Here is a 23598-nt window from a genome sequence, read left to right as displayed (position 1 = left end):
GATGATGATCTGATGGACGAGGTAACCCGCGGTGCGCGGGCCCTTGTTCTATGCCCGGATATCAGGAGCTTCAGCTACGATCTCGACGCGACCGAAAGGCTTGAGGAAGCCGAAGGTCTTGCACTCGCGATCGGTGTGGTCATCGCACACTCTGCGGTTCTTCCAATCCGGCAAATGCAGCCAAACACGCTGTTTGGATCCGGTCAAGTTCAGAATATCGCCACTTGGTGCGAACAATACGAAGCAGAACTGTTGATCGTCGACGGTGCGCTTAGCCCGATCCAGCAACGCAACCTCGAAGAAACGCTGAAGCGGAAGGTGATCGACCGGACCGGTCTCATCCTCGAGATCTTCGGCGAGCGTGCTGCAACTGCCGAGGGACGGCTGCAGGTAGAACTTGCGCACCTCGATTACCAACAAAGCCGTCTGGTGCGCAGTTGGACGCACCTGGAACGTCAGCGCGGCGGTTTTGGCTTCCTTGGCGGCCCTGGTGAAACCCAGATCGAAGCCGACCGCAGGATGATCCGGCAGCGGATGGCGCGTCTGCGGCGTGAATTGGAGCAGGTGCGCAAGACCCGCGCGCTCCATCGTGAACGACGGGGAAGGGCACCCTGGCCTGTGATTGCGCTGGTTGGCTACACCAACGCAGGCAAATCGACCTTGTTCAACCGACTGACCGGTGCGGAGGTGATGGCCGAGGACCTGCTCTTCGCAACGCTTGATCCGACCATGCGGGCGATAAGTCTGCCAGGTGTGGAGAAGGCGATCCTGTCCGACACGGTGGGCTTCATTTCCGATCTCCCCACACAGCTCGTTGCGGCGTTTCGAGCGACCCTTGAAGAAGTCACCGGAGCCGACATCATCTGCCACGTCCGCGACATGGCAAACCCTGCGCACGCTGCGCAGAAGAAGCAGGTTATCGAGGTGCTCGCCGATCTCGGTGTCGTGGACCTGGAAAATGGCGAGAGCGACATTCCAATTCTCGAGGTCTGGAACAAGGCCGACTTGATCGGCGAAGACCGTATGGCGGAGCTGCGGGAAGCGTCGGCCGGACAGGATGCCGTGTTGTTGTCTGCCGCAACCGGTCTAGGAATTGATGACTTCGCGGCGCGTATTGCAGAAATGCTGACTGCCAAGGCGAAGGAATTGACAGTGACTCTGCCGGTGAGCGACGGTCGCAGGATTGCTTGGCTGCATGCGCATGGCGATATTCTGGAAGATGATGATGCCGGGGAAGGGGAGCAGGGGCCCTTGCGGCGTTTAACGGTGCGCCTCAATCCAAAGGAATTTGGTCAATACCAAACGCTATAGTGCTGTTTTCTTGAATTATTCCTGACCTTTTACTCGCTGCCAAAGTTGTTCCTGAGCATCCAGCGACAGCGCAGGAAAGTCCCCGCCCGCGAGTTGTTCCATCGCCCGAAAGCGGCGTTCAAACTTTCCATTGGCTGCGCGCAACGCATCTTCTGCCGTTATGCCATGTGCACGGATGAAATTGACCACAGCGAACAAAAGATCTCCGGCTTCTTCGGCCTTGTGCGCTTCGGAAGTTGCCGATTTAAGCTCCTCAATCTCTTCACTGATCTTTGCCTCTGAACCACTTGGATCGGGCCAATCGAACCCAGTCCGTGCCGCGCGTTTCTGGAGCTTTTGCGCGCGCATGAGTGCTGGCAATGCCAGCGCAACGCCATCCATCGCGCTTAAGGCTCCTTTTTCGGCGCGCTCAGCCTCTTTCAGGTTTTCCCAGCGGGTTTCGCCCATTGTGCCGTGTTCTGATCCGAAGATGTGTGGATGGCGGGCCTCCATCTTGTCGCTGATCGACCGTGCGACGTCTTCGAAGCTGAAATCACCGGCTTCCTGGGCCATCCGTGCGTGGAACACGACCTGGAGAAGCAAATCGCCAAGTTCGTCCTTGAGCTCGGCCATGTCTGATCGTTCGATGGCATCTGCAACTTCGTAGGCTTCTTCTATTGTGTATGGCGCGATGGTCTCAAAGTTTTGCGCCAGATCCCATTCGCAGCCACCGTCCGGTTCGCGCAAACGCGCCATAATTGAGACGAGGCGGTCAATTTGAGCTGGAGGGGCGCTGGCGCTCATAGCGTTCCTTGAGAATGATAATATATATTATGTTAAATCAAATTTGGTACTTTGTGGACCGACCGCCCTCAAGCCACCATCTGCAAGCCATCATATCCCACGACAACATGCTCAGGAACTTCATCAACCAGCGATTGGTAATCCATACTCTTATCAAGATGACTCAGGACCAGTCGCTCTGCACCGCAACGCTCTGACAAATCGATCGCCATAGCCAAATGCGCGTGCGTTGGATGTGGATCACGACGAAGGCAGTCGCTCACCAGAATGTCGACATCTTCAAACAGTTCGACCATCTCATCTGAAATCGCACTAAAGTCTGTCGCATAGGCAATCGACTTACCATCACATTCGAAGCGGAAACCCGTTGTCTCACCGGTGCCGTGTTCCATCTGACACCACTCGACACCAAAGCCGGAGACAATCTTCAAGCGGTCGAGCGTATCGAGGTTCACAATCGTCGGATAACCATCCTGTCCGGCAAACACATAGCCAAATCGCTGCCTTAGCCGCCGAACTGTCTCGGTCGCCGCATAGCCAGGGATTGGGCCACCACGGCCATAGCGCATCACTCTTAGATCATCGATCCCGTGACAATGATCAGCGTGATCATGCGTCCAGAACACAGCATCTACCGACGGAATTCGGTTCGCAAGCAACTGCGCCCGGCAATCTGATGAGGTGTCGACAAGCAATCGCGCCCCGGCGTCGCTTTCGACCAGAATGGACACCCGAGTTCGGCGGTTCCGCGGTTCATTGGGGTCGCAATCCCCCCAATCGCCCGTCCCATCTTCTCCACCCACTCGAGGAACGCCCGTCGACGTTCCGGAACCGAGCATGATCAACTTCACAGCATCGCCTTGCTGAACAATTGACTGAAATTGGCTGTCGTCTGCTCCGCCAGCAGCGCCGGTTCGACTTCGCGCAGTTCCGAAACAAACCGCGCAGTGTCTGCAACAAAGGCCGGCTCGCACTTACGTCCGCGATGCGGCACAGGTGCCAGGAACGGGCTGTCCGTTTCGACGAGCAAACGATCTTCAGGAACGTCCTTCGCGACCGCCTGTAAGTCTTTGGCGTTCTTGAACGTAACGATGCCTGAAATCGAAATGGTGAGACCCAAGTCGAGCACCTTTTTTCCAAACTCTGCCGATGCCGTGAAGCAATGGATCAGCGCAGGAAACGCCCCCTTCTCCATCTCCTCCGAGAGGATTTGGTATGTGTCGTCTTCGGCATCACGGGTGTGAATGATCACCGGCAGACCGGTCTCGCGAGCCACGTCAATATGCATGCGAAACAATTTCGCTTGTGTGGCTCGGTCTGAGTGTTCGTAATAATAGTCGAGGCCCGTCTCACCAATCCCGATGACACGCGGGTTTTCGGTAGCTGCCAGCAGAACGCCACGCCCAAGGTCTTCATGGCCATCGGCCTCATGTGGGTGAATGCCCACGCTGGCGAAGACGTCGATCTCGCGGATTGCAGTGCCGACGACCTGCTCCCACTCGCTCTGCTTGGTAGAGATGTTGAGGAACGCCCCCACCCCCGCCTCACGAGCGCGGGTAAGCACGCCCTGCTGATCTTCGACCAAGCCTTTGTATTCTAGGTGACAGTGGCTATCGACCAGCATCACGCGACGCTTTCTTCTTCGGGCATTTCAAGCCTTGGGAAGATTGGGGTCGGCTTACCGACTTTGAAACCGCTCGCGACAAGACGATTATACCAGGAATTGTCGCAGAGGTTCTCGTAAAGCCGCTCTTCGGCGGAGACGCCCAATTGATCAAGCATCGCCGCCGCTTTGTCCGGAACCACTGGCCCGATCGCAATCGCCAGGTCCCGGATAGCCCGGAAGAGCGTTTGAAGAACGACTTTCATGCGGTCCGGATCGGTCTTTTTCAGCGCCCAGGGCGCTTGCTCGTCCACATACTGATTGCAGGCATAAACCGCCTTGATCCACGCCTCGATGCCGGTCGAGAACGACAGGTTCTGGAATTCTCGCGGCAGATCGACTGCGCAAGCGTCAAAGACTGTATCAAGCAACGCGGAATCCGCCTCTGCTTGCTCGAAGTACTCGATCACGCCATCCATATTCTTGGCGATCATCGACAGAGTCCGCTGTGCCAGATTGCCGAAGCTGTTTGCCAGTTCTGCATTCGCTCGCTCGACAATCGCCTCGGCCGAATAGCTGCCGTCCTTGCCGAACGCGACTTCGCGCAGGAGGAAATAGCGCAGCGCATCAACACCGAACGTTTCGGCCAGTTGAAGTGGATCGACCACATCGCCGGCGCTTTTGCTCATTTTCTCACCGCTACGGGCGAGCAAGAAGCCATGGCCGAACACCTGCTTTGGCAGCGGCAATTCGGCGCTCATCAGGAAGGCAGGCCAGTAGATCGTGTGGAACCGCACGATGTCCTTGCCGATCAAGTGCAGATCGGCGGGCCAGAATTTCTGCATATCGTCGGCTTCATCGGGAAAACCAAGCCCGGTGAGATAGTTGGTCAACGCATCGACCCAGACATACATCACGTGGTTGTCGCTACCGGGTACTTTCACGCCCCAATCAAAACTGGTTCGGCTAACCGAAAGATCGCGCAGGCCTTGCTCGACGAAGGCGATCATCTCGTTGCGGCGACTTGCTGGCTCAAGAAAGCCTGGAGTCTTCAGCAGTTCCTGCAACCGGTCTTGATACTTAGACAGGCGGAAGAACCAGCTTTCCTCGACAGTCCATTCAACCGGTGTGCCTTGCGGGGAGAGTTTTGCCTCCCCTTCCCCATCGACCAGTTCGCTTTCGTCGTAATAGGCTTCGTCGCGGACCGAGTACCAGCCTTCGTAGCGGTCGAGATAGAGATCGCCCGCCGCTTCCATCCGCTGCCAGATGGCTTGACTGGCAGCGTGATGCTCCGGCTCGACTGTGCGTATGAAACGGTCATAGCTGACATTCAAAGCATCACACATATCGCGGAAATAGCGCGACATTTCGTCGGCAAGCTCGCGCGCGCTCTTTCCCTGCTCCTCGGCCTTGCGCGCCATCTTAAGCCCGTGCTCATCGGTCCCGGTCTGGAACCGCACGTCGCGGCCTTGCAGCCGCTGGAACCGTGCAATCACGTCGGCAGCGATTGCCTCGTAGGCATGGCCAATATGCGGCGGCCCGTTCGGGTAACTGATCGCGGTGGTAATATAGTAAGGCTCAGCCATGGGCCGGTTCGCTAGCTGCGCTCGCATTCACAAGCAAGGTGCCGATTTCAAGCGTCAGCAAACCGGTGTCGAAATTGTAGCTGGGCGCTTGTCCGGCGAGCTTCACCAAATCCTGATGCGCGTCGATCAATCGCTCTCGGTGCGAAGGTCTATCTGTCTGTCTGGCGGCATCTGCAACCATTGATTGAGCAAGTTCGAGCACCGCCTGCAAACGCTGGCGATCGGCACGTGCACCGATCAGCTTCGCGAGCTCAGCGCGGGCCGATAAATTGGCATCGCCGCTATCGAGCATGCGGCCGATCAGCTTGGAAACCGGGCCCAGATCCTGCTCGATGAACCCTAAAGCTGCACCAAATGACCCGCCCGCGGCATGCAATGCAGATTCACGAGCACCAGCGTCGTGCACCACTTCTGAGTCGCTCAACATGGCGCTCAATTGGGCATCTTCGAGAAGCGGGAAGCGCAGCACCCGACACCGCGAACGGATAGTTGGCAGAAGACGGGATGGACGATGAGTAACCAGCAGGAAGAACGTGCCTTGTGGCGGCTCTTCCAGGCTTTTGAGGAGCGCGTTGGACGCACTCGTTTCCATGTCATCCGCCGGGTCAACAATGATCGCCCTGCGCGATCCTAGAGTGGGCCGCGTATTCAGCCGCCTCTGCATGCCGCGAATCTGCGCGACCGAGATATTGCGCTTGGTCTGGTAAGGTTTTCCCTCGTCGCGCTTCTTCTCTTCCTTTTCGTCTTTCGGAAGATGGGTCAGCACCAAGATATCCGGGTGGTCTCCCTCGGGTTGATGCACACCATCTTCGGCGACAAGTTCACGCGCCGACGCCAAAGCGAACGCGCGTTTTCCAAGGCCGCTTTTCCCCGCCAGCATCCAACCATGATGCATCCGTTCGCCAGCCATCGCCTCGCGCCATTCGCGCCACGGGCCTGTGTGATTGGGCCATTCCATCACGTGCTCTCCGGGATGAGCGACGCAATCGCTTTCAGCACACGTGAATGCACCTCGTTGGGATCGCCATTGCCGTCGATGATCGCAAAGACCTCGGGGTCAGCTTCGGCCAATCGGCGGAATGAGGCTGCGACCTCGCGATGATACTCGGGACCTCTGCCCCCGATTGCATCGCTGGCTTCGCCATCACGCTCTGCCAAACGGCGAGAAACCTTGTCCTCATCAGCTTCCAACAAGATCGTCAAATCCGGGCGCAGATTGTCACTGCCAAACGCGTGCAATGCGGTGATCGCTTCATCACCGAGCCCCCCTGCCCCGCCCTGATAGGCTCGGCTCGAGTCGACAAAGCGGTCGCAAATCACCCAGGTGCCTGCGGCGATTGCAGGCCGGATTCGCTCTGCCACATGGTCGGCGCGTGCTGCTGCAAACAGCAACGCTTCGGCCTTTGCGCCCCAACCCTTGCCCGGAGGATCGAGCAGCAGCGAGCGGATTGCCTCGGCACCGGGCGTCCCTCCGGGCTCGCGGGTAACGTCGACTTCAACGCCGCGCGTGCGCAGAACATCCGCAAGTAGCCTCACTTGCGTGGACTTGCCCGCGCCCTCGCCGCCTTCGAATGCGATGAAGCGCCCCTTCATGGGAACCATCCCATGATCCCATTCCAGATGCGTGCGAAGAACCCGGCGCGGGCCACATCATTGGCGGCAACAAGTGGTATTCTGGCATCCTCCATTCCAGGCACTTTCACCTCAAGAATTGCGATCCTCTGCCCCGCCAAGATAGGCGCACGCAACGGTCCGTCATAGCGGATCGACATATCCATTTCCGCAGATCTTCCTTTAGGCACATTCACATACACCGATTTGTCAGCCGTGAGGCCGATATTGCGAGACGCGCCGCCCTGAACGCGTGCGGTTCCCACTGTCGCACCGCTTTCGAAGAGCTTCTCCCGATCGAACGCTGCGAAGCCCCACTCCATCAATTCTCGCGACAGCCGCGCTCTTGTTCCCAATCGGCCAGCACCTGCAACCACGATGACGAGACGCTGACCGCCGCGCCGCGCTGTGCCGAGGAAACCGAAGCCTGCTTCATTGGTGTAGCCGGTCTTGATCCCGTCGGCTCCATCCACCCGGCCAAGCAGCGGATCATAGTTCGTCTGTGTGATGCCATTCCAATCGAATTCCTTCCGCCCAACATAGCGCGCGAACTTCTTGGGATGGCGAGAAACCAGTGCCTCGGCGAGCTTCACAAGATCGCGTGCGGTGGTGAAAGTATAACCTTCGTCCGGCCAGCCATTCGGCGTTGCGAAATGACTTTGAGACATCCCGAGTTCGCGCGCCTTCTCGTTCATCAAGGCCGTCCATTCGGGAACTGAACCTGCTGCGCCCTCTGCGAGTACAATGGAGGCATCATTCGCGGACACATTGGCAATTCCGATTAGCAAATCTTCGACTTGCACCGGATTTTCCGCGCTCAGCCACATCGTCGAGCCCTTGCCGTTCCATTCGCGCCAGGTCTCGGGGCGGATTGTCATGGTTTGCCGGGGCGAGAGGCTGCCGTCCTGCATGAGCTCAAAGGCAACAAAGGTTGTCATCGCCTTTGTTATCGAGGCCGGGACGAAGCGGCGGTCGGCGTTTCGTTCAAACAGCACCTGGCCGCTGGAGATGTCCACCAACAGAACAATTGGCGCATCAGCAACGATTTCAGGAGGTTTCGAACCATTGTCGAGCGCCGAAACGGGAGACGCACTCACGTTGGCGACAAGAGCGAGACTGAAGACCCAAAGTCTGAACGAAGCAATCACTCGCTCGGCATAGCTTCCGCCTTCAGCAAAGGCGAGGCGTAGGAGCCGCTTAGTTCACGATTTCATCGGCCAGCAAACCAACGCTCATCGCGTAATAGTTCGAGCAATTGTATTCGAGAATCACGCGGTAATTGCCAGTCAGCAACCAGGCTGGCTTGCCGGGGCCATCGGGCTGGAACAGCGAGACCAAGGTATCCTCCGCCAATGGACGCTGAGGTTGGACACCCAGCGCACGCCATTCGCGCACTGTTTTCCACTGGCTGTGACGTTCGTGAACGCGCGAACAGACAGGCGAGACAAGCTTGGTCTTGTAGGCATCAACGTTGAAGCCGCTCGGTACATAAGCACGCACGCCCCATGGCTGCCCGGTGCGCCATCCGGCGTCTTTGAAGTAGTTCGCAATCGACGCGAAAGTGTCGGCCCGGTTGCTGAAGATATTCGCGCGGCCATCACCATCGCCATCGGTTGCCAGCCGCAGATAAACTGAAGGCAGGAACTGCGGATTGCCGAACGCGCCAGCATAGCTACCTACGAGTTGCTGGCGCGAATACCCTCGATCGGCGACTTTGAGCAGCGCTATGAACTCGCCCGCAAACAACTCGCGCCGTCGCCCTTCCCACGCAAGTGTCGCTAGACTCCGCGAAAGATCGAAGTTGCCACGAATACGGCCATAGCTTGTCTCGTGACCGAAGATTGCGACAATGATCTCCGATGGCACTCCATAAGTACGCTCTGCCGAGAGCAGCTGTGTACGCGAATTGCGGTAGACACTCTTCCCGCCAGCAATCCGTGTCGAGTTGACGTGCTTGGCGATGTAAGGTGCAAGGTCTGGGTAGCCGCGCCGCGTGGGCCGACCGGGTTGTCCGCGATCAAGTCTGATCACGCGATCATTGGGCGTTAGTCCCGACGTCATGCGCTGAATTGTCGCCTCACTGACGCCTTCTGCACGCGCGCGCGCCTTCAGTAATTCGAGGTAGGCATCAAACGCGATACCGTCTCGGGCTGCATATTGTTGTGCGTGCGCTGGAACCGAGGTCCCGCTGCCCAGCGAAAAGGCGAACAGAGCAGCGGCGAGCGTGAGGGCTTTTTTGGAGATCATTCGAGGATCAATCTCACACGCAGTATGAATTGCCAATTATCAAGTCATCGATAGTCGACAGATCATTGCGATTTGCCGTCAGGCTGCCTTGATCGCGCGCGCAGCAAGATATTCGTAGTCCGCGCGGCATTGATCAGCCACCTTGCGGTATTCGCCATCAAGCTCGGGCAACGGTCCAGGAGCCTTGCCGAAACCGGTGGATGCGTTGACCTTGTCATACCAATGCTCGCCCCAAACGCCGTCCTCCTTGTGAGGGCCTTTTTCCCAAGTCAGCATGGCAGCATCCCACTTGATACCAAGCCGCTTGCAAAGCGTTCTCAGTGCACCTTCCGGATTGGCAAGGATCGAATCGGAATCGATTACTGGCGGCGCAGTCCCGGCTTTGTCGGCGGCGATGTCAAAATACTCACGTAGTTGCGCGAACCCGAGCATTTCTGCCCGGCGCAGCTCATTCTTCGCGCGATAACTGGCAACCACCCGCTCAGGTGCACGGATAAGGAATGCGTGGTGATGGTGCGGCATATCCCTGATCGTCACGCTGCCAATCATGTGATGCGGCATGTGTTTCTGATACCAAACCGGCTTGCCGTGCGGGATCGTTCCGGATTGGGTTTCGAGCACGCTTTCCCAATTGCAATCCATCGCCGAAATCGTCTCGGCTGCCATCGGATGGGGTTCGCCGCTCGCCTTAAGAAAGGCGCCGTAGAAGGGCTCATCGCTGACTGTGCAATCCGCCCGCGAACCAAAGCTGCGCATCATCGCGGTCGAAATATTGCGCGGTCCCGACCACATTGCGATCCGAGTCGGCTCACTCATGCAGCGACGTCCCGATCCATCAGTTCTTTGTAAAGCCCCTGCAAGCGCTCCACCATTGGCCCCCTACCCTCGGTCAAAACTCGCCCATCAATCTCGGTAACCGGAACGACGCCGGCGAATGTTCCGGTCACAAAGGCTTCGTCCGCGCCGTAAACATCGGTCAGTGAAAAGTTCTTCTCAAATACGGGGATGCCTTGCTCGCGGCACACCTGGATTACGTTCGAGCGGGTTATTCCGCCAAGGCAATAGTCACCGCTTGAGGTCCAGACTTCGCCTTTGCGGACGACAAAGAAGTGGGTCGAATTGCAGGTCGCCACGAATCCGTGAGGATCCAGCATGAGTGCTTCGTCGGCACCTGCTTGGGTCGCCTGAATGCAGGCGGTGATGCAATTCAGCTTGGAGTGGGAATTGAGCTTCTGGTCCTGAACAGCCGGGTCGCCGCGCCGGACATGGACGGTAAACAGCTTGATCCCCGTTTCGATCGTTGACGGCAATGGCGTTTTGTATTCCGGTATGATCACAATCGTGGCTGGCGAGATCACGACGCGCGGGTCCTGATACGGAGTTGATCGTACGCCCCGCGTAACCATCAGCCGAATGTGCACACCTTCCTGTTCGCGCATATCGTTTCCGTCGATAGTTGCTTTAATGCTTGCAATGAGCTCATCGCGTGTCAGCCCTATATCCATTGCGATGGCCTTTGCGCCCTCAAACAATCGGTCGAGATGAGCGTCCAGAAACGCGACTTTTCCCCGGTGGACGCGCAGCCCCTCCCACACGCCATCGCCGAGCATGAAACCGCTGTCGAAGACCGAAACAGTTGCCTCTGACCTCGGCACAAGGTCGCCATTTACATTGATCAAAATAGCGTCGTTTCGCGGATCGTGAGCGAAATCATGCGTTCCTTGAGCCATATTCTGGCGTCTACACTGATGAACTCTGGTGACAAGCATCGCCGAGCACGCTAACGCGCGCCGCGAGCGGACAGGTGGCAGAGCGGTTGAATGCACCGGTCTTGAAAACCGGCAAGGGTGCAAGCCCTTCGTGGGTTCGAATCCCACCCTGTCCGCCACCAGATTTCTTTAGGAAATGGTCAAAGCCATCAATCAAGCCGCAGCTTGTTTTTCCGACTCGATGCTTTGCTCGACCAGAGCGCTCGGGTGTCCGAAGTGGTATCCTTGGAAACACGAGCAGCCAAGCGAGCGCATTGCTTCAACCTGAGATTCGTGTTCGATCCCTTCGGCAGTCACATCAATGTCGAGCGATTGGGCGAGTGACACGATTGCGGTCACGACAGCCTGACTCCGGCGAGAGCCAGCAGCGGCAGCTTGCACGAATTCGCGGTCGATCTTGATCATCGAGAAATGCATCTTCTCGATGTAGTTGAGCGACGAATATCCGCGGCCAAAGTCATCGAGGGCAAAGGAAACACCGAGTGCCTTGAGACTGTTGAGCAAAGATTCGAGCTCAGTATCCATTTCAAGGATCAGCGATTCCGTCAGTTCAAGGATCAACCGTTCCGGCGCGAGGCCGCTGGCAGAAAGCGACTGCATCACGGTCGACAGGAATGCCGAATTCGAAAGCTGGAGGGTCGAAATGTTGACCGTCAGCTTGATGTGCTCAGGCCAGCGTGCAGCTTCGTTGCATGCTGAACGCAGCATCCACGCACCGAGCGTGTCGATCAACAACGCTTCTTCAGCGATCGGAATAAAGACGCTTGGCGGTACCACGCCGCGTTCCGGATGGTTCCAGCGCATCAGGGCTTCATAGCCCATTACCGCCCGGTCGGCCCCGGTCACAATGGGTTGATAGCAGATCGATATCTGACCATTTTCAAGCGCCGCCGAAAGATCATTCTCAAGACTGGAGCGATCCTCCAGCTTGTTCCGCATCGATTGTTCGTAAGTGACACAAACGCCGCGTCCCCGGTGTTTCGCTTCATAGAGCGCGAGGTCGGCATTGGTCATGTGAACGCTGGTCGAGGTTTCGCCGCAAACCAGAGTGAGACCGATCGAGGCACCAATCGAGATTTCGTAGCCTTCGATCTGATAGAACTCACTGACCCGCTCGATGATGTCATCCGCAATTGCAGCGGCGTCTTGAACATCGGTTTCTGGCGGGAGCAACAGTCCAAATTCGTCACCGCCCAAACGGCCGATTTCGGCATTCTCGCCAGCAGCGATACGAAAACGCTCGGCCACTCGGGCAAGCAGTTGATCGCCGATGGCATGACCATAGAGGTCATTCACTTGCTTGAAGCGGTCCAGGTCGATGAACATCAGAACCGCTTGCTTGCCAGTCTCGCTGCAAACCTTCGCGGTCTGCTCGAGCAATGTGCGGAAGTGATCGCGCGAATAGAGACCGGTCAAGCCATCATGCTGCGTCACGTAGGTCAGCTTTTCGTTGGCATTCTTAATGGCTGCCCGGCTGCGGCTTACCGTGCGTAGGATCAAGAGAGCGATCAAGAACGCCGCCACAACCAGCGCAATGCCGGTCGTCAGCAGAATGACCTGGTTCTGAGCGCTGCTCAGGCGCGCCTCGTTGGCGGCCTTTTCTGCAGATAGCTTGGAAATGCGAAGTTCGCGGTTTGCCGCGTCAAACCTAGCGCCCAGAAGCGCGTTGTTGGCGGTCGCAGACAGATCGCGCGCCTGCCCGTCAATGCGATGAAATGCGGCCAAGTGATCAGCGGCCAGCTTGTGCTCTCCGCGTGCGGAGTAGATTTTGTAAGCCGTGTCGTGGAAATCACGGAAGAATGGTGACGTCTGGCTGAGGTCTTCATTGGCGAAGGTCTGCGAGATGTACATTTCTGCCGGGCCAAGATTGCCGCGCGCCTGCTCAATCTGGGCTCGCACGCCATATAGGAATGGACGCCATTCAGGTGCGCCATCGTAAGCGATCTGAAGGCCCCGAACGACAGTGTCCTCTGCAGCTGAATACTCACCTTCAAGATACTGCGTCGACGCAATATTGGTCAGGATGCGGGCTTCGAGCATGGGGCTCGACATCGTGCCGGCCACTGCCAACGCCTTGCGAAACTCATCCTCGGCCTCTTCAAGCCGATCCAACTCCTTCAGTGCATTCGCCGTGTTGTTGTGAGCCGAAAGCGCGAGCGCGCTGTCTTCAGGAAAGGCATCGTTCGCCTGGCGGTAATACCGCAGAACGCGCTCATAGTCGCGCGCATCGGAATAGAGCGAGCCAATATTCTGCAGCACGATCGCGCGGCTGCGATCTTCGCCCAAAGCCTTGTAACGATTATGCGCAGACAGATAGTAGTCTAGCGCTTCGCCATACATTCCTGCGCCGGCTTTGAAGGAAGCCATCGAACGCAAAAGGTCGGCGTGGAGCTTGTCATCCGGGAAGCGTTCTTCGGCCGTTTTCAGTGCGGCTTCGATGATGCTGCCAGCTTCGTCAGCTCGGTTGAGCCGCATGAGCGCCTCACCTTCCAGCCATTGTGCTGTCAGTCTGTCTTTGGCGGCAGCTTTGCTGTCTTCGGTAACGAGTGCCTTAGCATCGCGCGCCAAGTTTAGCGCTGCGGCGGAGTCGGCCATCATCAGCGATTTCGCCTCACTGATGGTCTCTTCAAACTCTGCAGACTTGGGATGGCCATCGGCCAGAACCGGGGACGCCAGGCTCAAGGAAAGTGTTGCGGCCATCAAGCTGGCCAGCTTTGTCGCTCCTTTCAACACGTCCAAGTCCCCCGTTTGTGCGTTTGGCGGACCGGCTAACGATCCGCCACGCGTTCAACTTGTTCAGAACCGGAGGCTGAAGTTCCCGCCTACGACGTAGCTTTGGTCGTCGTTGACTTCACCGGCACTGACATATCTACCAAAGACACCGAACTCGGAAGATCTGGTTAACGGCATGGCATAAACTGCCTCACCAGTGACGCGGCGCCGGGTCTCAATGCCGAATGTTTGGGTTAACTGGCCGATCTCTCCAGTCTCACGATCAACAATCACATCCGAGGTGACCGACAGCGAACCTTGCTCGACCTGCAGCGGCTGAGCGACCGACAAGCGAAGGCTGTCTCTGTCCGAGAACAGTCCGCGCTTCGTTGCGGTGAACTGCCCGGCAGTGCTCAGGATATCGCCAGAGTTGGCGAAGACCTGACCTTCGGCGGTCTCAGTGCGCGCACCGGTTGCCGATAGATCGAAGCTCAGACCGTTACCGGCATCGAAGCTGGCTGACACTGTCATAGCTTCAGTGCGCGATCCGTTGCCAAGCAGGGCCGAGGCCGAAGTCTGCGTACCGAGAAGAGCGTTCACTTCGCGCAGATTGGTGTAGTTCACACCTACCGAAACGCGGTCGCTAACCTTCTGTTCAAGATCGAGAGTGAATGCGCTAGCTGGCCGATCACCAAGCTCGCGGCGCGTCATCAACTGCTCAGCAGTCACGCCGCCGACTTCGTCCCACTCTTCGCGGTTTTCGGAGTAGCCGACTTTAACGTTCATGCCCGGCGCGATTTGATAGCTCGCCGCAGCGAACACTTCACCCGAAGCGAAGCCCAGAACCGGGTTAACACCGCCGGTGAATGGATCGTGGTCGCTCATGATACCGAAACGGTATCCGCCAAGCGCCATCGCGCCTTCGCCGTGACCAAGCGTGAACGACATCTTGCCATTCGGATTGGTCAGCGTTGCCGCGCTGTGCGTCGGCCGCCAGGTGCCTTCCGGAGTGACGGTCGGCATGATTGCGTCGTAACGCAGTGCCCATTCGCCATTCAGCTCAGAACCATTTGAACGAACTTCAGAGAAGCCAGCTGTGCCGTCTCCATCACTGTCAGTGCCACCGCTATTGATCCAGTTGAAGAAACGCTGACTGACAAAGTCTTGCAGACGCTCCGTACGGCCCAGTGCGTTGGTCGACTGTCCGTATTGGAATGCCGATACCGGGACAGCGAAATCGCGATAGGTGTCACCAATCTCTTCGAACATGGTGAAGAAGACGTCCTCGGTCTCCCACCAGCTCGGGATGCCACCCAGAAGCTCAGTCGCCGAAACGGACTTCTTCATATAGCCAGGGAGGTTGTCCGACGTCGTCTTGGACTTCTGATACGAGTTGAACATCATCGAATTGAAGTCGAGCGGCGACTGTGACGCCGTTACGTCCAGCAGGCCGTGGCCGTAGACTGCATCCACACCGGGAGCGCCAAGATCGCGCGCCGAACGGAAGACGATCTCAGTCGTCTCTTCCGAGTGACGCACCAGCCAAGGCCAGCGATCATGCAGCAGCGAGATCGCACCCGATACCAGAGGAGCCGCGAACGACGTACCCGAACGGCGAACAACGCCGCCCTGCCCGTCAGAAACCAGGATCAATTCACCCGGTGCGACGATGAAGCGATTGTAAAGCTCATTGCCCGCTTGGCAGACGCCATTGGTCAGCAAGCAAGCATCGCCGGGACGGTTGGAGAATTCCGAGATTTCGCCGAGCGGATTGATCGAACCGACGAAGATGATCGATGGGTCTGCGTTGTTGTTGAAGTCCCAGTTGATGTCCGCCGTTTGGGTGACACCGTCATTACCGGCGGCAACAACGTAAACTGTCTCATCGAACCAGGGAGAAATCCGGTTGTCCGCAAGCGTATCAGCAAGACCTTGCGACGCCGTCCAACCGCTTTCGCCGAGCGAAAGGTTGACGATGCTGACATAACCGGTCTCGTTCCGGGTGCCGAGGTAGCGGTACATCAGCGTAACAATGCCTTCGCGAACATCATCCCACGATGACGTACCATCGGCGCCGAACGGGTTGTAAGCAGCGATGTTAACTTCAGGGGCAATGCCCATGATGCCTTCACCGTCATGCGCACCTGCGATCAGGCTGGCAACGCCTACGCCGTGGCCGCCAACTTCCGAAGTGTGGCCGCCTGCCCAAAGAACATTGTTGCCCAGGTCTGCATCAGCTGAGAAGCTGCCATCGACGATCCCGATGATCGTATCGGCACCCTCACCCTGAATTTCGGTGACAGAAGGCGTCCAGTTAATCGCGGCCATCCAGTGATCGACCTGATCGATACCCGAATACTGCATCAAGCTATCGTGCCAATCGAGATAGAATGCAGCGCGTTCGGCTTCGTCCTTCGCGAGCGTTTCCTTGGCGCTGGAGCTGTTAGTCAGGTCCAGGCCATGGCGGTCAAGCACCTCGGCGACGAAACCATCGCGGAAGCTCTTGCCGGTCTTTGCCGTGTAGGCCGCGCCAAACTGGGCTTCGGCATCCGAAATCAGCGTCTCAAGCGAGTTGCGAATCTTGTCGGGTGTGCCGTCATAGGTGATGCTCACCGTGCCAAGCAGGCTGATGCCGAACTTCAGGTTCGACCAGTTGTTTTCAATCGTGCTGATCTGAGCGGCGGATTGCTCGCCATACTTGCCGAGCGCTTCAAGCTGAGCGCTATCAAACGGGCGGATGTTGCCCCAAAAAGCGTCGATGTCGCCATAGAATGGATTGATGTGGCCATAGAACGGATTGATGTTGCCCCAGAAGGCATCGATGTCCCCGTAGAATGGATTGATGTGGCCATAGAACGGATTGATGTTACCCCAGAAGGCATCAATGTCCCCGTAGAACGGCCGGATGTTTCCGTAGAATGGATTGATGTGGCCGTAGAGAGGATCGACACCCTGCGGGGTGACCACACCGGTTGAAGCTGGGGTCAGCGCGACAGTCGGACCGACTGGAGTGTCGTTCAAGAAGTCGACGGCGTAGATGGCTTCCTGCATGGCAGGACTGATCGAAACCGACGCGGCAGCCAGCGCAGCATCTGATGCAAGCAGATCCGTCGGATAGTACATCGCGGCATTTGCCAGCGCGGGAGCTTCCGCATCAGCATACGCGTATACAGGTGTAACGGTCTCTTCCTCATCAGACTGCGCGTCTTCGTGCGCGCTAGCCGTAACCAGGACAATCTCGGGCTCTTCGGCGACAGCCGTAAGATCCACCGAGATATCCTGCGCATGAGCAGTTCCCACGAGCGACGCAGCGATGGCAATGCCAGCTGTACCGTTTGCGAAACTCTTCAACATGAACTCACCTAACTTCGGTTTCGACGCACCAAGCGCCTTTTCAGTGAGCACCTTCTACGCGCATGCCAATGTGAGCCCGGTTCATGCGGTTGGTTAAGATTTTAAGAAGTCTAGTGACGTCGTTGAGGGCGAAAAATTGGGGGCTGAAATGCGGGATTGTCCGCAGCCTGCTGATCACGAGCGTTAAGACGAAGTAAACGCCCCAAAACCGCCCGAGAGATTTTTTCCGTAAGAATTTCCGGGAATTAATTTCTCGACCATCGGCAAACGTCGGAATTTTTGACAAACGCGAATCACTTTGACGTCACAAAAAGGGGTGACGTCACCATCCCAGATACCCTCAGTAGAAACCGATTAAGGTCGGCGGGTTCGAGGCCATCCCCTACCGTGTCTCAATCCGTGCGGACAGTCTTGAAAGGGCCAAGTCCTGACCACTCCCATGCGTCGCGATCCGCGAGCCAACGATCAAGGAAAGGCCCGGATCCGTGGCCTTGTTAGTCGATCAGAAGTGGATCGCACGGCCATAAGCGTCGAGCACGCTCTCGTGCATCATCTCAGACAGAGTGGGATGCGGGAACACGGTCTGCATCAATTCAGCCTCAGTTGTCTCCAGCACCTTGCCCACGGTGTAACCCTGGATCAACTCGGTAACTTCGGCACCCACCATATGCGCGCCCAGCAGCTCTCCGGTCTTGGCGTCGAACACCGTCTTGATCATTCCCTCGGCCTCGCCGAGCGCTATCGCCTTGCCGTTGCCGATGAAGGGGAAGTTGCCGACCTTGATGTCGAGACCTGCTTCTTTCGCTGCAGCCTCGGTCATGCCAACCGAAGCCACCTGCGGATGACAATAGGTGCAGCCCGGGATCGCACCGCGATCCAGTGGATGAGGGTGAACGTCTTTGTTCCCAAGCTCTTGCGCTATAGCTTCGGCGCAGCTCACGCCCTCATGGCTGGCTTTGTGCGCAAGCCAAGGGCCAGGGACACAGTCACCAATGGCCCACAAACCCTTGGTCTTCGTCCGTCCAAACGGATCGATCTGAATGAAACCACGATCCAGATCGGCGAGATTGTCGATCCCGATATTCTCGGTGTTGGGCAGGATGCCGATCGCGACGATGACGTGGCTGAACTCAGTGGTAGCGACCTTCCCGGACTTGTCCTTGATCTTGGCGGTCACGCCCTTCGCGCCAACCTTGAGGTCATCGACCCCGGCGCCGGTCATGATGTTGATACCCTGCTTTTTCAGCGACTTCTCAAGGAATGCTGATACGTCGTGATCTTCCACTGGCACGATGCGATCCAGCATCTCTACGACCGTTACATCGACGCCCATATCGTTGTAAAAGCTTGCGAACTCGATCCCGATCGCCCCGGAACCAATGACCAAAAGCTTTGATGGCATCTCAGGCGGAACCATAGCGTGACGGTAGGTCCAAACACGCTTGCCATCGGCAAGAGCAAACGGCAGATCACGTGCCCTCGCTCCAGTGGCTACGATCACATGTTTGGCCGAGAGCTTTTCCTCGCCCTTGTCGCCCTTCACTGTCATCGAGGTCGCACCGGTCATGGTGCCCTCTCCCATATGCACTGTGATCTTGTTCTTTTTCATCAGGTGGCTGATGCCCTGGCTCAACTGTTTGGCCACGCCGCGGCTGCGCTTAACAATCGCCTCAAGATCAGCCTCTATCCCTTTGGCAACAAGCCCATAATCCTTGGCATTCTGCATGTAATGGTAGATCTCGGCCGAACGAAGCATCGCCTTGGTCGGGATGCAACCCCAGTTGAGGCAGATGCCTCCCAGATTCTCACGCTCCACGATCGCGGTCTTCAATCCCAGCTGAGCACAGCGGATTGAGGCGACATAGCCGCCTGGACCGGAACCGAGTACGATTACATCATAAGAAGTGTCAGCCATTGCAAATATCCCTGCTGAGCTAGCGCTCTTAACCTGCTAAAATTTCGACAAAATATTTGTGCACCCAGCCATATCTGCAAGGCCCGCGATAGGCACCGACATACGTCGATGGTGAATCCGTTCCGCAGTCCTGCAAGCTGTCGCCAGCGCGTTGGTAGACGACGCCGTACCAATCGCCTGATTGGTCACACAGAAACACCCGGTTGCCATTGCCCAACTGATCGCGTTCTCTCGCCTCGCTTGCGGGTGCAATCCGCACGCTGAGGAAATTGTCGCCGCCTCTTTTCAAACCGCGGACCTGACCCATCGCACCACACGCGTCCAAGTCAGTGCCATCTTGCCCGACCATCACCAACTTCTCACCGGCTTCGAGTTCATATGTGACCGGTGCCGCAACTAAAAGCAGCGCCGAGGCGATCATACGACAAGACCCATCGGGTTCTCTATCAAGTTCCGGAACTGATCGAGCAGCTTCGCTCCATCCACGCCGTCAATAGCTCGGTGATCGAAGCTTCCTGTCACGCTCATCACTGTCGCGACTTGAAGCGCTCCATCGACCACATGAGGGCGCTGTTCACCCGCGCCAACCGCCAGAATCATGCCTTGGGGTGGATTGATGACCGCATCGAACTGCTTGGTCCCGAACATTCCAAGATTGGAAAGTGATACTGTGCCGCCTTGATATTCGTGCGGCTGTAGCTTGCCGTCGCGTGCCTTGCCCGCGAGTTCCTTCATCTCGGTCGAGATTTCAGCAAGACCCTTACGCCCAGCGTCGCGGATGACCGGAGTGATAAGGCCCGAGGGTGCGGCAACCGCAACGGATACATCCTGGCGCGAATACTGATGCATGACATCGCCCTGGAAGCTGACATTGCACTGCGGTTCACGCTGAAGTGACCGCGCCAAGGCCTTGATAATCAGGTCATTCACCGAAAGCTTCACGCCGTCGGCTTCGAGCGAGGAATTCAGTTCCTTGCGCAACTTGAGCAATGGGTCGAGCCGCACGTCGACCGTGAGGTAGATATGCGGAACGGTTTGCTTCGCCTCGGTCAGTCGGCGCGCAATGACCTTGCGCACATTGTTGAGCTTTTGTGTTTCGTACGGTGCATCGTACTCGGTAGCAGGCTGCGTCGCCGGAGCGGGCGCGCTTGCTGCGGGACTCGGGGCAGGAGCGGCTGCGGAACCGGGTTCGAAATTCTCGACATCGGCTTTGACAATGCGGCCATTGGGACCGCTGCCGGTGACAGCAGATAGATCGACACCCTTTTGTTCGGCGATGCGCTTGGCCAGCGGTGAGGCGACAATACGATCTCCCGGAGCACTCGGTACGGGTGCAGGCGCGGGAGCAGGTGCTGGTGATGCGCCAGCGACAGAGGCAGCGCCACCCCCTCCAATAGCGGCCTCAACATCGCCTTTGGTGATCTTCCCCTTGGGGCCCGAACCGTCAATCTGTGAAAGATCGACACCGTTCGCCTCGGCGAGCTTGCGTGCTGTCGGCGATGCAGCCGGACCATTCTCTGCCGCAGTGGAAGTTGCTGGCGTCGGCGCAGGTGCACTCTCCGCGCTCGGAGCACTTACATCACCAACGTCTTCGCCGTCTTCAGCGAGCATTGCGATGACCGCGCCAACCGCAACGTTCTCGGTGCCTTCCTCGACCAGAACGGCGGCAAGTGTCCCTTCGTCTACCGCTTCGAACTCCATTGTTGCTTTGTCAGTCTCGATCTCGGCCATGATATCGCCGGATCGGATCTCATCACCGACCTTAACCAGCCACTTCGCCAGCGTGCCTTCTTCCATTGTCGGAGAAAGCGCGGGCATCTTGAGTTCGATAGGCATTGCGCGTTGAGACTCCCTTCACCGCATTCACCATTTCATGTGGCGAATTCCCGTCGAGCGGGCAAGGCCTTGTTGGCCGGACGATTTGACAGGATACCTATTCATAACGAAACAGTGCCATGCGAACTTTTCTGGTGGTCATCGACGAAAGCGAAGAAGCCCGCTCTGCCCTGCGCTTTGCAGCGCGGCGGGCAGTGTCGGTCGACGGGGCTGTTCACATCCTCGCCCTGGTTGCTCAACAAAACGTAAGCGCGTTTGGCGGCGTGCAGGCGACAATCGAACAGGAAGCGCGCGACCGTGCGGAAATGCTGGCCCATGGCATTGCAGGGAATCTACTCGCTGAAAGCGGGATAATGCCGACTATCTCCGTAAAAATCGGCAATGGACAGAAGATTGTAACCGAATTTCTTGAGAATCACTCAGAAGTTGCCGCGCTCGTCCTGGGAGCGGCGAAGGGCAACAATCCCGGCCCTCTGGTCACGCACTTCTCGTCAGCTGCGGGAACACTACCCTGCCCGCTCTATGTCATCCCAACCGACTACGACGAAAAGAGCAGCGACCACACTGTCTGATCAGCGTTTTCGCCCCTGGTGCCGGATATTGCCGGGTCGCCCTCGTTTGCCTGCCTTGAATTTGCCCGACTTCCGCGGTCCGCCCCGGCGCGGTGAAAGGCGCTGGCCGCGTGGCTCGATTGCGTTGCCATCGGCATCGACAGGAACGAATTTCAGTGCACCAGTCAGGGCGTTCGCTTCTGCCAGTTGCAGTTTGAGCCGGTCACCCGGAGAGTATGTCGTCCCGCTCTGCTCGCCAATGAGCGACTGCGAAGCTTCGTCGTGACGAAAATGCTCGGCCCCAAGCGTGGACACGGGCACAAGCCCATCACCGCCGAGGCCAACTATGGTCGCGAAGAACCCAAACCCCTGAACACCCGTGATCCGGGTCTCAAAGGTCTCTCCAACCCGGCCCGAAAGCCACGCCGCGACATAGCGGTCGATTGTGTCACGCTCCGCCAGCATAGCGCGTCGCTCGGTCTGGCTGATTGCATCAGTTATCTGCTGGAGGCTGCTTCGGTCGCGGTCCGAAAGGCCCGACGAAACCGGGATCGATCCAGAGGGTTTGGGTTGCTCTAACGCGTAGGCGTCGACCAACGCGCGGTGCACCAGCAAGTCAGCGTAACGACGAATTGGCGATGTGAAATGCGCATAGGAGCCAAGCGCCAGCCCAAAGTGTCCCGCATTGGCCGGACCATAATAGGCCTGTGTCTGACTGCGCAGAACCGCCTCCATGACCTGTGCTTTTTCGGCTTCTTCCGTCACATCCTTGAGCATGCGGTTGAACAAGCTCGGTGTGACAACCTGACCCAGAGCAAGTTTCTTGCCCATCGTGGCCATGTAATCGCGCAGCGCGATCAGCTTCTCGCGCGCGGGTGGCTCGTGAACGCGGTAAACCACGGGCGCAGTCTTCGCTTCAAGCGCCTTCGCCGCCGCTACATTGGCTGCGATCATGAAATCTTCGACCACACGGTGCGCATCAAGGCGTTCACGCACTGCAATTTCCGCGATCTGGCCTTGATCGTTCAGAACCACGCGGCGTTCGGGCAATTCCAGTTCTAGCGGATCACGCTTGTGACGCGCTGCCTCGAGCAAGCGCCATGCCGCCCAGAGGTTTTGCAGATATTCGGGCGCGTCACCCCTATCGACTGCGGACTGCGCATCTTCGTAAGCAATGTTGTGATGAATGCGGACGATCGCTCTGGTGAAGCGGAACGCACTGACGTTGCCGGCGGCGTCGATGGTGAGATGACACGCCATCGCGGCACGGTCTTCATTCTCACGCAGGGAGCAGACGTCGGCGGAAAGCACTTCGGGCAGCATCGGCACAACGCGGTCGGGAAAATAGACCGAGTTGCCGCGCTTCCGTGCCTCGCGGTCGAGCGCTGAACCTGGGCGAACGTAGAATGAGACATCCGCGATCGCGACCAGCGCGTCGAAGCCGCCCTTCCCATCCGGCTCTGCCCAGATCGCATCATCATGGTCGCGAGCATCAGCAGGGTCGATTGCGACGATGGGCAAATGCCGCAGATCCTCGCGCTTCTCTTCCGATGGCGTAAGCTCGGCCGCTTGCCGTGCGTCCTCAATCACGTCTTCGGGAAAGACATGCGGGATGCCGTGCTTGGCGATCTCGATCAGACTGAAACTCTTGGGCGCAAGCGGATCGCCGTAGATTTCGATCACTTTCACGCCTGAGCGTTCGCTCCGCCCGATGCGCTCGGCAAGGACAAGCTGTCCCGCGTCAGCCATACCCAAATCGCTGATTTTCGCCGAATTGCGGATACGCTTGTCGACAGGGGCGAGCCAGGCCTGGCCGCTGCCATCAATCTCCACGACACCCAGAAGACCGTCCGTACGCGCGGGCAGCTTCTTCATGGGGTGCGCGATCCAGCCACTGTCGCGTTCTTCGGTCCGCGCAAGCACTCGGTCCCCGGGCTTGAGCGCAGGCGCGCGTTTGCCGCCGCGTCCCTTCATCTCCTTGAGCGTCAGGCGTGGTGGCTTCTCGGGCGCATCGGGCGACCAGCTATCGGGCACCGCGACAGGCTCGCCATCCTCGATATCGACCACGCGTAGGACCGTAACCTTAGGCACGCCGCCCATCCGGTGATAGGCGGTCTTCTTGCCGTCGATCAGCCCTTCTTCGGCCATGTCTTTGAGAAGGCGTTTAAGGGCGATCTTTTCCTGACCTTTGAGCCCGAAGGCTTTCGCGATTTCGCGCTTGCCTGCCGGGATCTCGCTGGACTGAATGAATTGGATTACCTGCTCGCGCGAAGGCATGCCTTCCGGGCGCTTGATTGGTCTTTTTGCCATTACGCGCGGC

At 57.8% G+C, this 23598-nt stretch carries 18 protein-coding genes and 1 tRNA gene; 3 read left to right on the top strand and 16 right to left on the bottom strand.

Features of this window, described 5'->3' with window-relative positions; translation table 11 throughout:
* Positions 1-12 precede the first annotated feature (12 nt).
* Positions 13-1311 carry a GTPase HflX gene (gene hflX / locus Q0837_RS06265; protein WP_298466513.1) on the top strand — a complete coding sequence of 433 codons (1299 nt, stop codon included), beginning with the start codon at positions 13-15 and terminating at the stop codon, positions 1309-1311.
* 15 nt (positions 1312-1326) lie between these two features.
* Here the strand turns inward: hflX and mazG are convergent, their stop codons facing one another.
* The 10 genes from mazG to Q0837_RS06215 all read right to left on the bottom strand — a co-directional run bounded on the left by mazG (position 1327) and on the right by Q0837_RS06215 (position 10871).
* On the bottom strand, positions 1327-2094 hold the full coding sequence (gene mazG, locus Q0837_RS06260) for a nucleoside triphosphate pyrophosphohydrolase (protein WP_298466511.1): 768 nt from the start codon (positions 2092-2094) through the stop codon (positions 1327-1329).
* 68 nt (positions 2095-2162) lie between these two features.
* A complete protein-coding gene (locus Q0837_RS06255) occupies positions 2163-2945 on the bottom strand; it encodes an MBL fold metallo-hydrolase (RefSeq protein ID WP_298466509.1) in 783 nt (260 codons plus the stop codon).
* The gene (locus tag Q0837_RS06250; RefSeq protein ID WP_298466507.1) at positions 2942-3718 is read right to left on the bottom strand and encodes a TatD family hydrolase; all 777 of its coding nucleotides are present in this window, start codon (positions 3716-3718) and stop codon (positions 2942-2944) included. Before Q0837_RS06250 ends, Q0837_RS06255 begins: the two co-directional genes overlap by 4 nt.
* Complete coding sequence (metG, locus tag Q0837_RS06245) at positions 3718-5283, bottom strand: methionine--tRNA ligase (protein WP_298466505.1); 1566 nt, start codon at positions 5281-5283, stop codon at positions 3718-3720. Before metG ends, Q0837_RS06250 begins: the two co-directional genes overlap by 1 nt.
* The gene (locus Q0837_RS06240; protein ID WP_298466503.1) at positions 5276-6241 is read right to left on the bottom strand and encodes a DNA polymerase III subunit delta'; all 966 of its coding nucleotides are present in this window, start codon (positions 6239-6241) and stop codon (positions 5276-5278) included. Before Q0837_RS06240 ends, metG begins: the two co-directional genes overlap by 8 nt.
* Positions 6241-6876 (bottom strand): dTMP kinase, encoded by a 636-nt coding sequence (tmk, locus tag Q0837_RS06235; protein WP_298466501.1) that lies wholly within the window; start codon positions 6874-6876, stop codon positions 6241-6243. The genes Q0837_RS06240 and tmk overlap by 1 nt, the downstream gene beginning before the upstream one ends.
* A complete protein-coding gene (locus tag Q0837_RS06230; protein ID WP_298466498.1) occupies positions 6873-8042 on the bottom strand; it encodes a D-alanyl-D-alanine carboxypeptidase family protein in 1170 nt (389 codons plus the stop codon). The genes tmk and Q0837_RS06230 overlap by 4 nt, the downstream gene beginning before the upstream one ends.
* A 49-nt stretch (positions 8043-8091) precedes the next feature.
* Positions 8092-9141 carry a lytic transglycosylase domain-containing protein gene (locus Q0837_RS06225; protein WP_298466496.1) on the bottom strand — a complete coding sequence of 350 codons (1050 nt, stop codon included), beginning with the start codon at positions 9139-9141 and terminating at the stop codon, positions 8092-8094.
* A gap of 78 nt (positions 9142-9219) precedes the next feature.
* On the bottom strand, positions 9220-9957 hold the full coding sequence (locus Q0837_RS06220) for an HAD family hydrolase (RefSeq protein WP_298466494.1): 738 nt from the start codon (positions 9955-9957) through the stop codon (positions 9220-9222).
* On the bottom strand, positions 9954-10871 hold the full coding sequence (locus Q0837_RS06215) for an aminotransferase class IV (RefSeq protein ID WP_298466492.1): 918 nt from the start codon (positions 10869-10871) through the stop codon (positions 9954-9956). The genes Q0837_RS06220 and Q0837_RS06215 overlap by 4 nt, the downstream gene beginning before the upstream one ends.
* 68 nt (positions 10872-10939) lie before the next feature.
* On the opposite strand from Q0837_RS06215, the gene Q0837_RS06210 reads away from it, so the two are divergent.
* Positions 10940-11029: transfer RNA gene (locus Q0837_RS06210), tRNA-Ser, on the top strand.
* A gap of 34 nt (positions 11030-11063) precedes the next feature.
* Here the strand turns inward: Q0837_RS06210 and Q0837_RS06205 are convergent.
* From Q0837_RS06205 to Q0837_RS06185, 5 genes are all read right to left on the bottom strand, one after another.
* On the bottom strand, positions 11064-13610 hold the full coding sequence (locus Q0837_RS06205) for an EAL domain-containing protein (RefSeq protein ID WP_298466490.1): 2547 nt from the start codon (positions 13608-13610) through the stop codon (positions 11064-11066).
* Positions 13611-13706: 96 nt separating this feature from the next.
* Positions 13707-16976 carry a S8 family serine peptidase gene (locus Q0837_RS06200; protein WP_298466488.1) on the bottom strand — a complete coding sequence of 1090 codons (3270 nt, stop codon included), beginning with the start codon at positions 16974-16976 and terminating at the stop codon, positions 13707-13709.
* Positions 16977-17478: 502 nt separating this feature from the next.
* Complete coding sequence (gene lpdA / locus Q0837_RS06195; RefSeq protein WP_298466486.1) at positions 17479-18891, bottom strand: dihydrolipoyl dehydrogenase; 1413 nt, start codon at positions 18889-18891, stop codon at positions 17479-17481.
* 28 nt (positions 18892-18919) lie between these two features.
* On the bottom strand, positions 18920-19312 hold the full coding sequence (locus tag Q0837_RS06190; protein WP_298466484.1) for a hypothetical protein: 393 nt from the start codon (positions 19310-19312) through the stop codon (positions 18920-18922).
* Positions 19309-20727: a 2-oxo acid dehydrogenase subunit E2 gene (locus Q0837_RS06185; RefSeq protein ID WP_298466482.1), complete on the bottom strand. Its 1419-nt coding sequence runs from the start codon at positions 20725-20727 to the stop codon at positions 19309-19311. Before Q0837_RS06185 ends, Q0837_RS06190 begins: the two co-directional genes overlap by 4 nt.
* A gap of 119 nt (positions 20728-20846) precedes the next feature.
* On the opposite strand from Q0837_RS06185, the gene Q0837_RS06180 reads away from it, so the two are divergent.
* On the top strand, positions 20847-21299 hold the full coding sequence (locus Q0837_RS06180) for a universal stress protein (protein WP_298466480.1): 453 nt from the start codon (positions 20847-20849) through the stop codon (positions 21297-21299).
* On the opposite strand, the gene Q0837_RS06175 is transcribed toward Q0837_RS06180, so the two are convergent.
* Positions 21300-23588: a ribonuclease R family protein gene (locus Q0837_RS06175; protein WP_298466478.1), complete on the bottom strand. Its 2289-nt coding sequence runs from the start codon at positions 23586-23588 to the stop codon at positions 21300-21302.
* Positions 23589-23598: the final 10 nt, after the last annotated feature.

The sequence above is a fragment of the uncultured Erythrobacter sp. genome, from assembly GCF_947499705.1.
Taxonomy (GTDB): domain Bacteria; phylum Pseudomonadota; class Alphaproteobacteria; order Sphingomonadales; family Sphingomonadaceae; genus Erythrobacter.
This window is presented reverse-complemented; position numbering and strand designations above follow the sequence as displayed.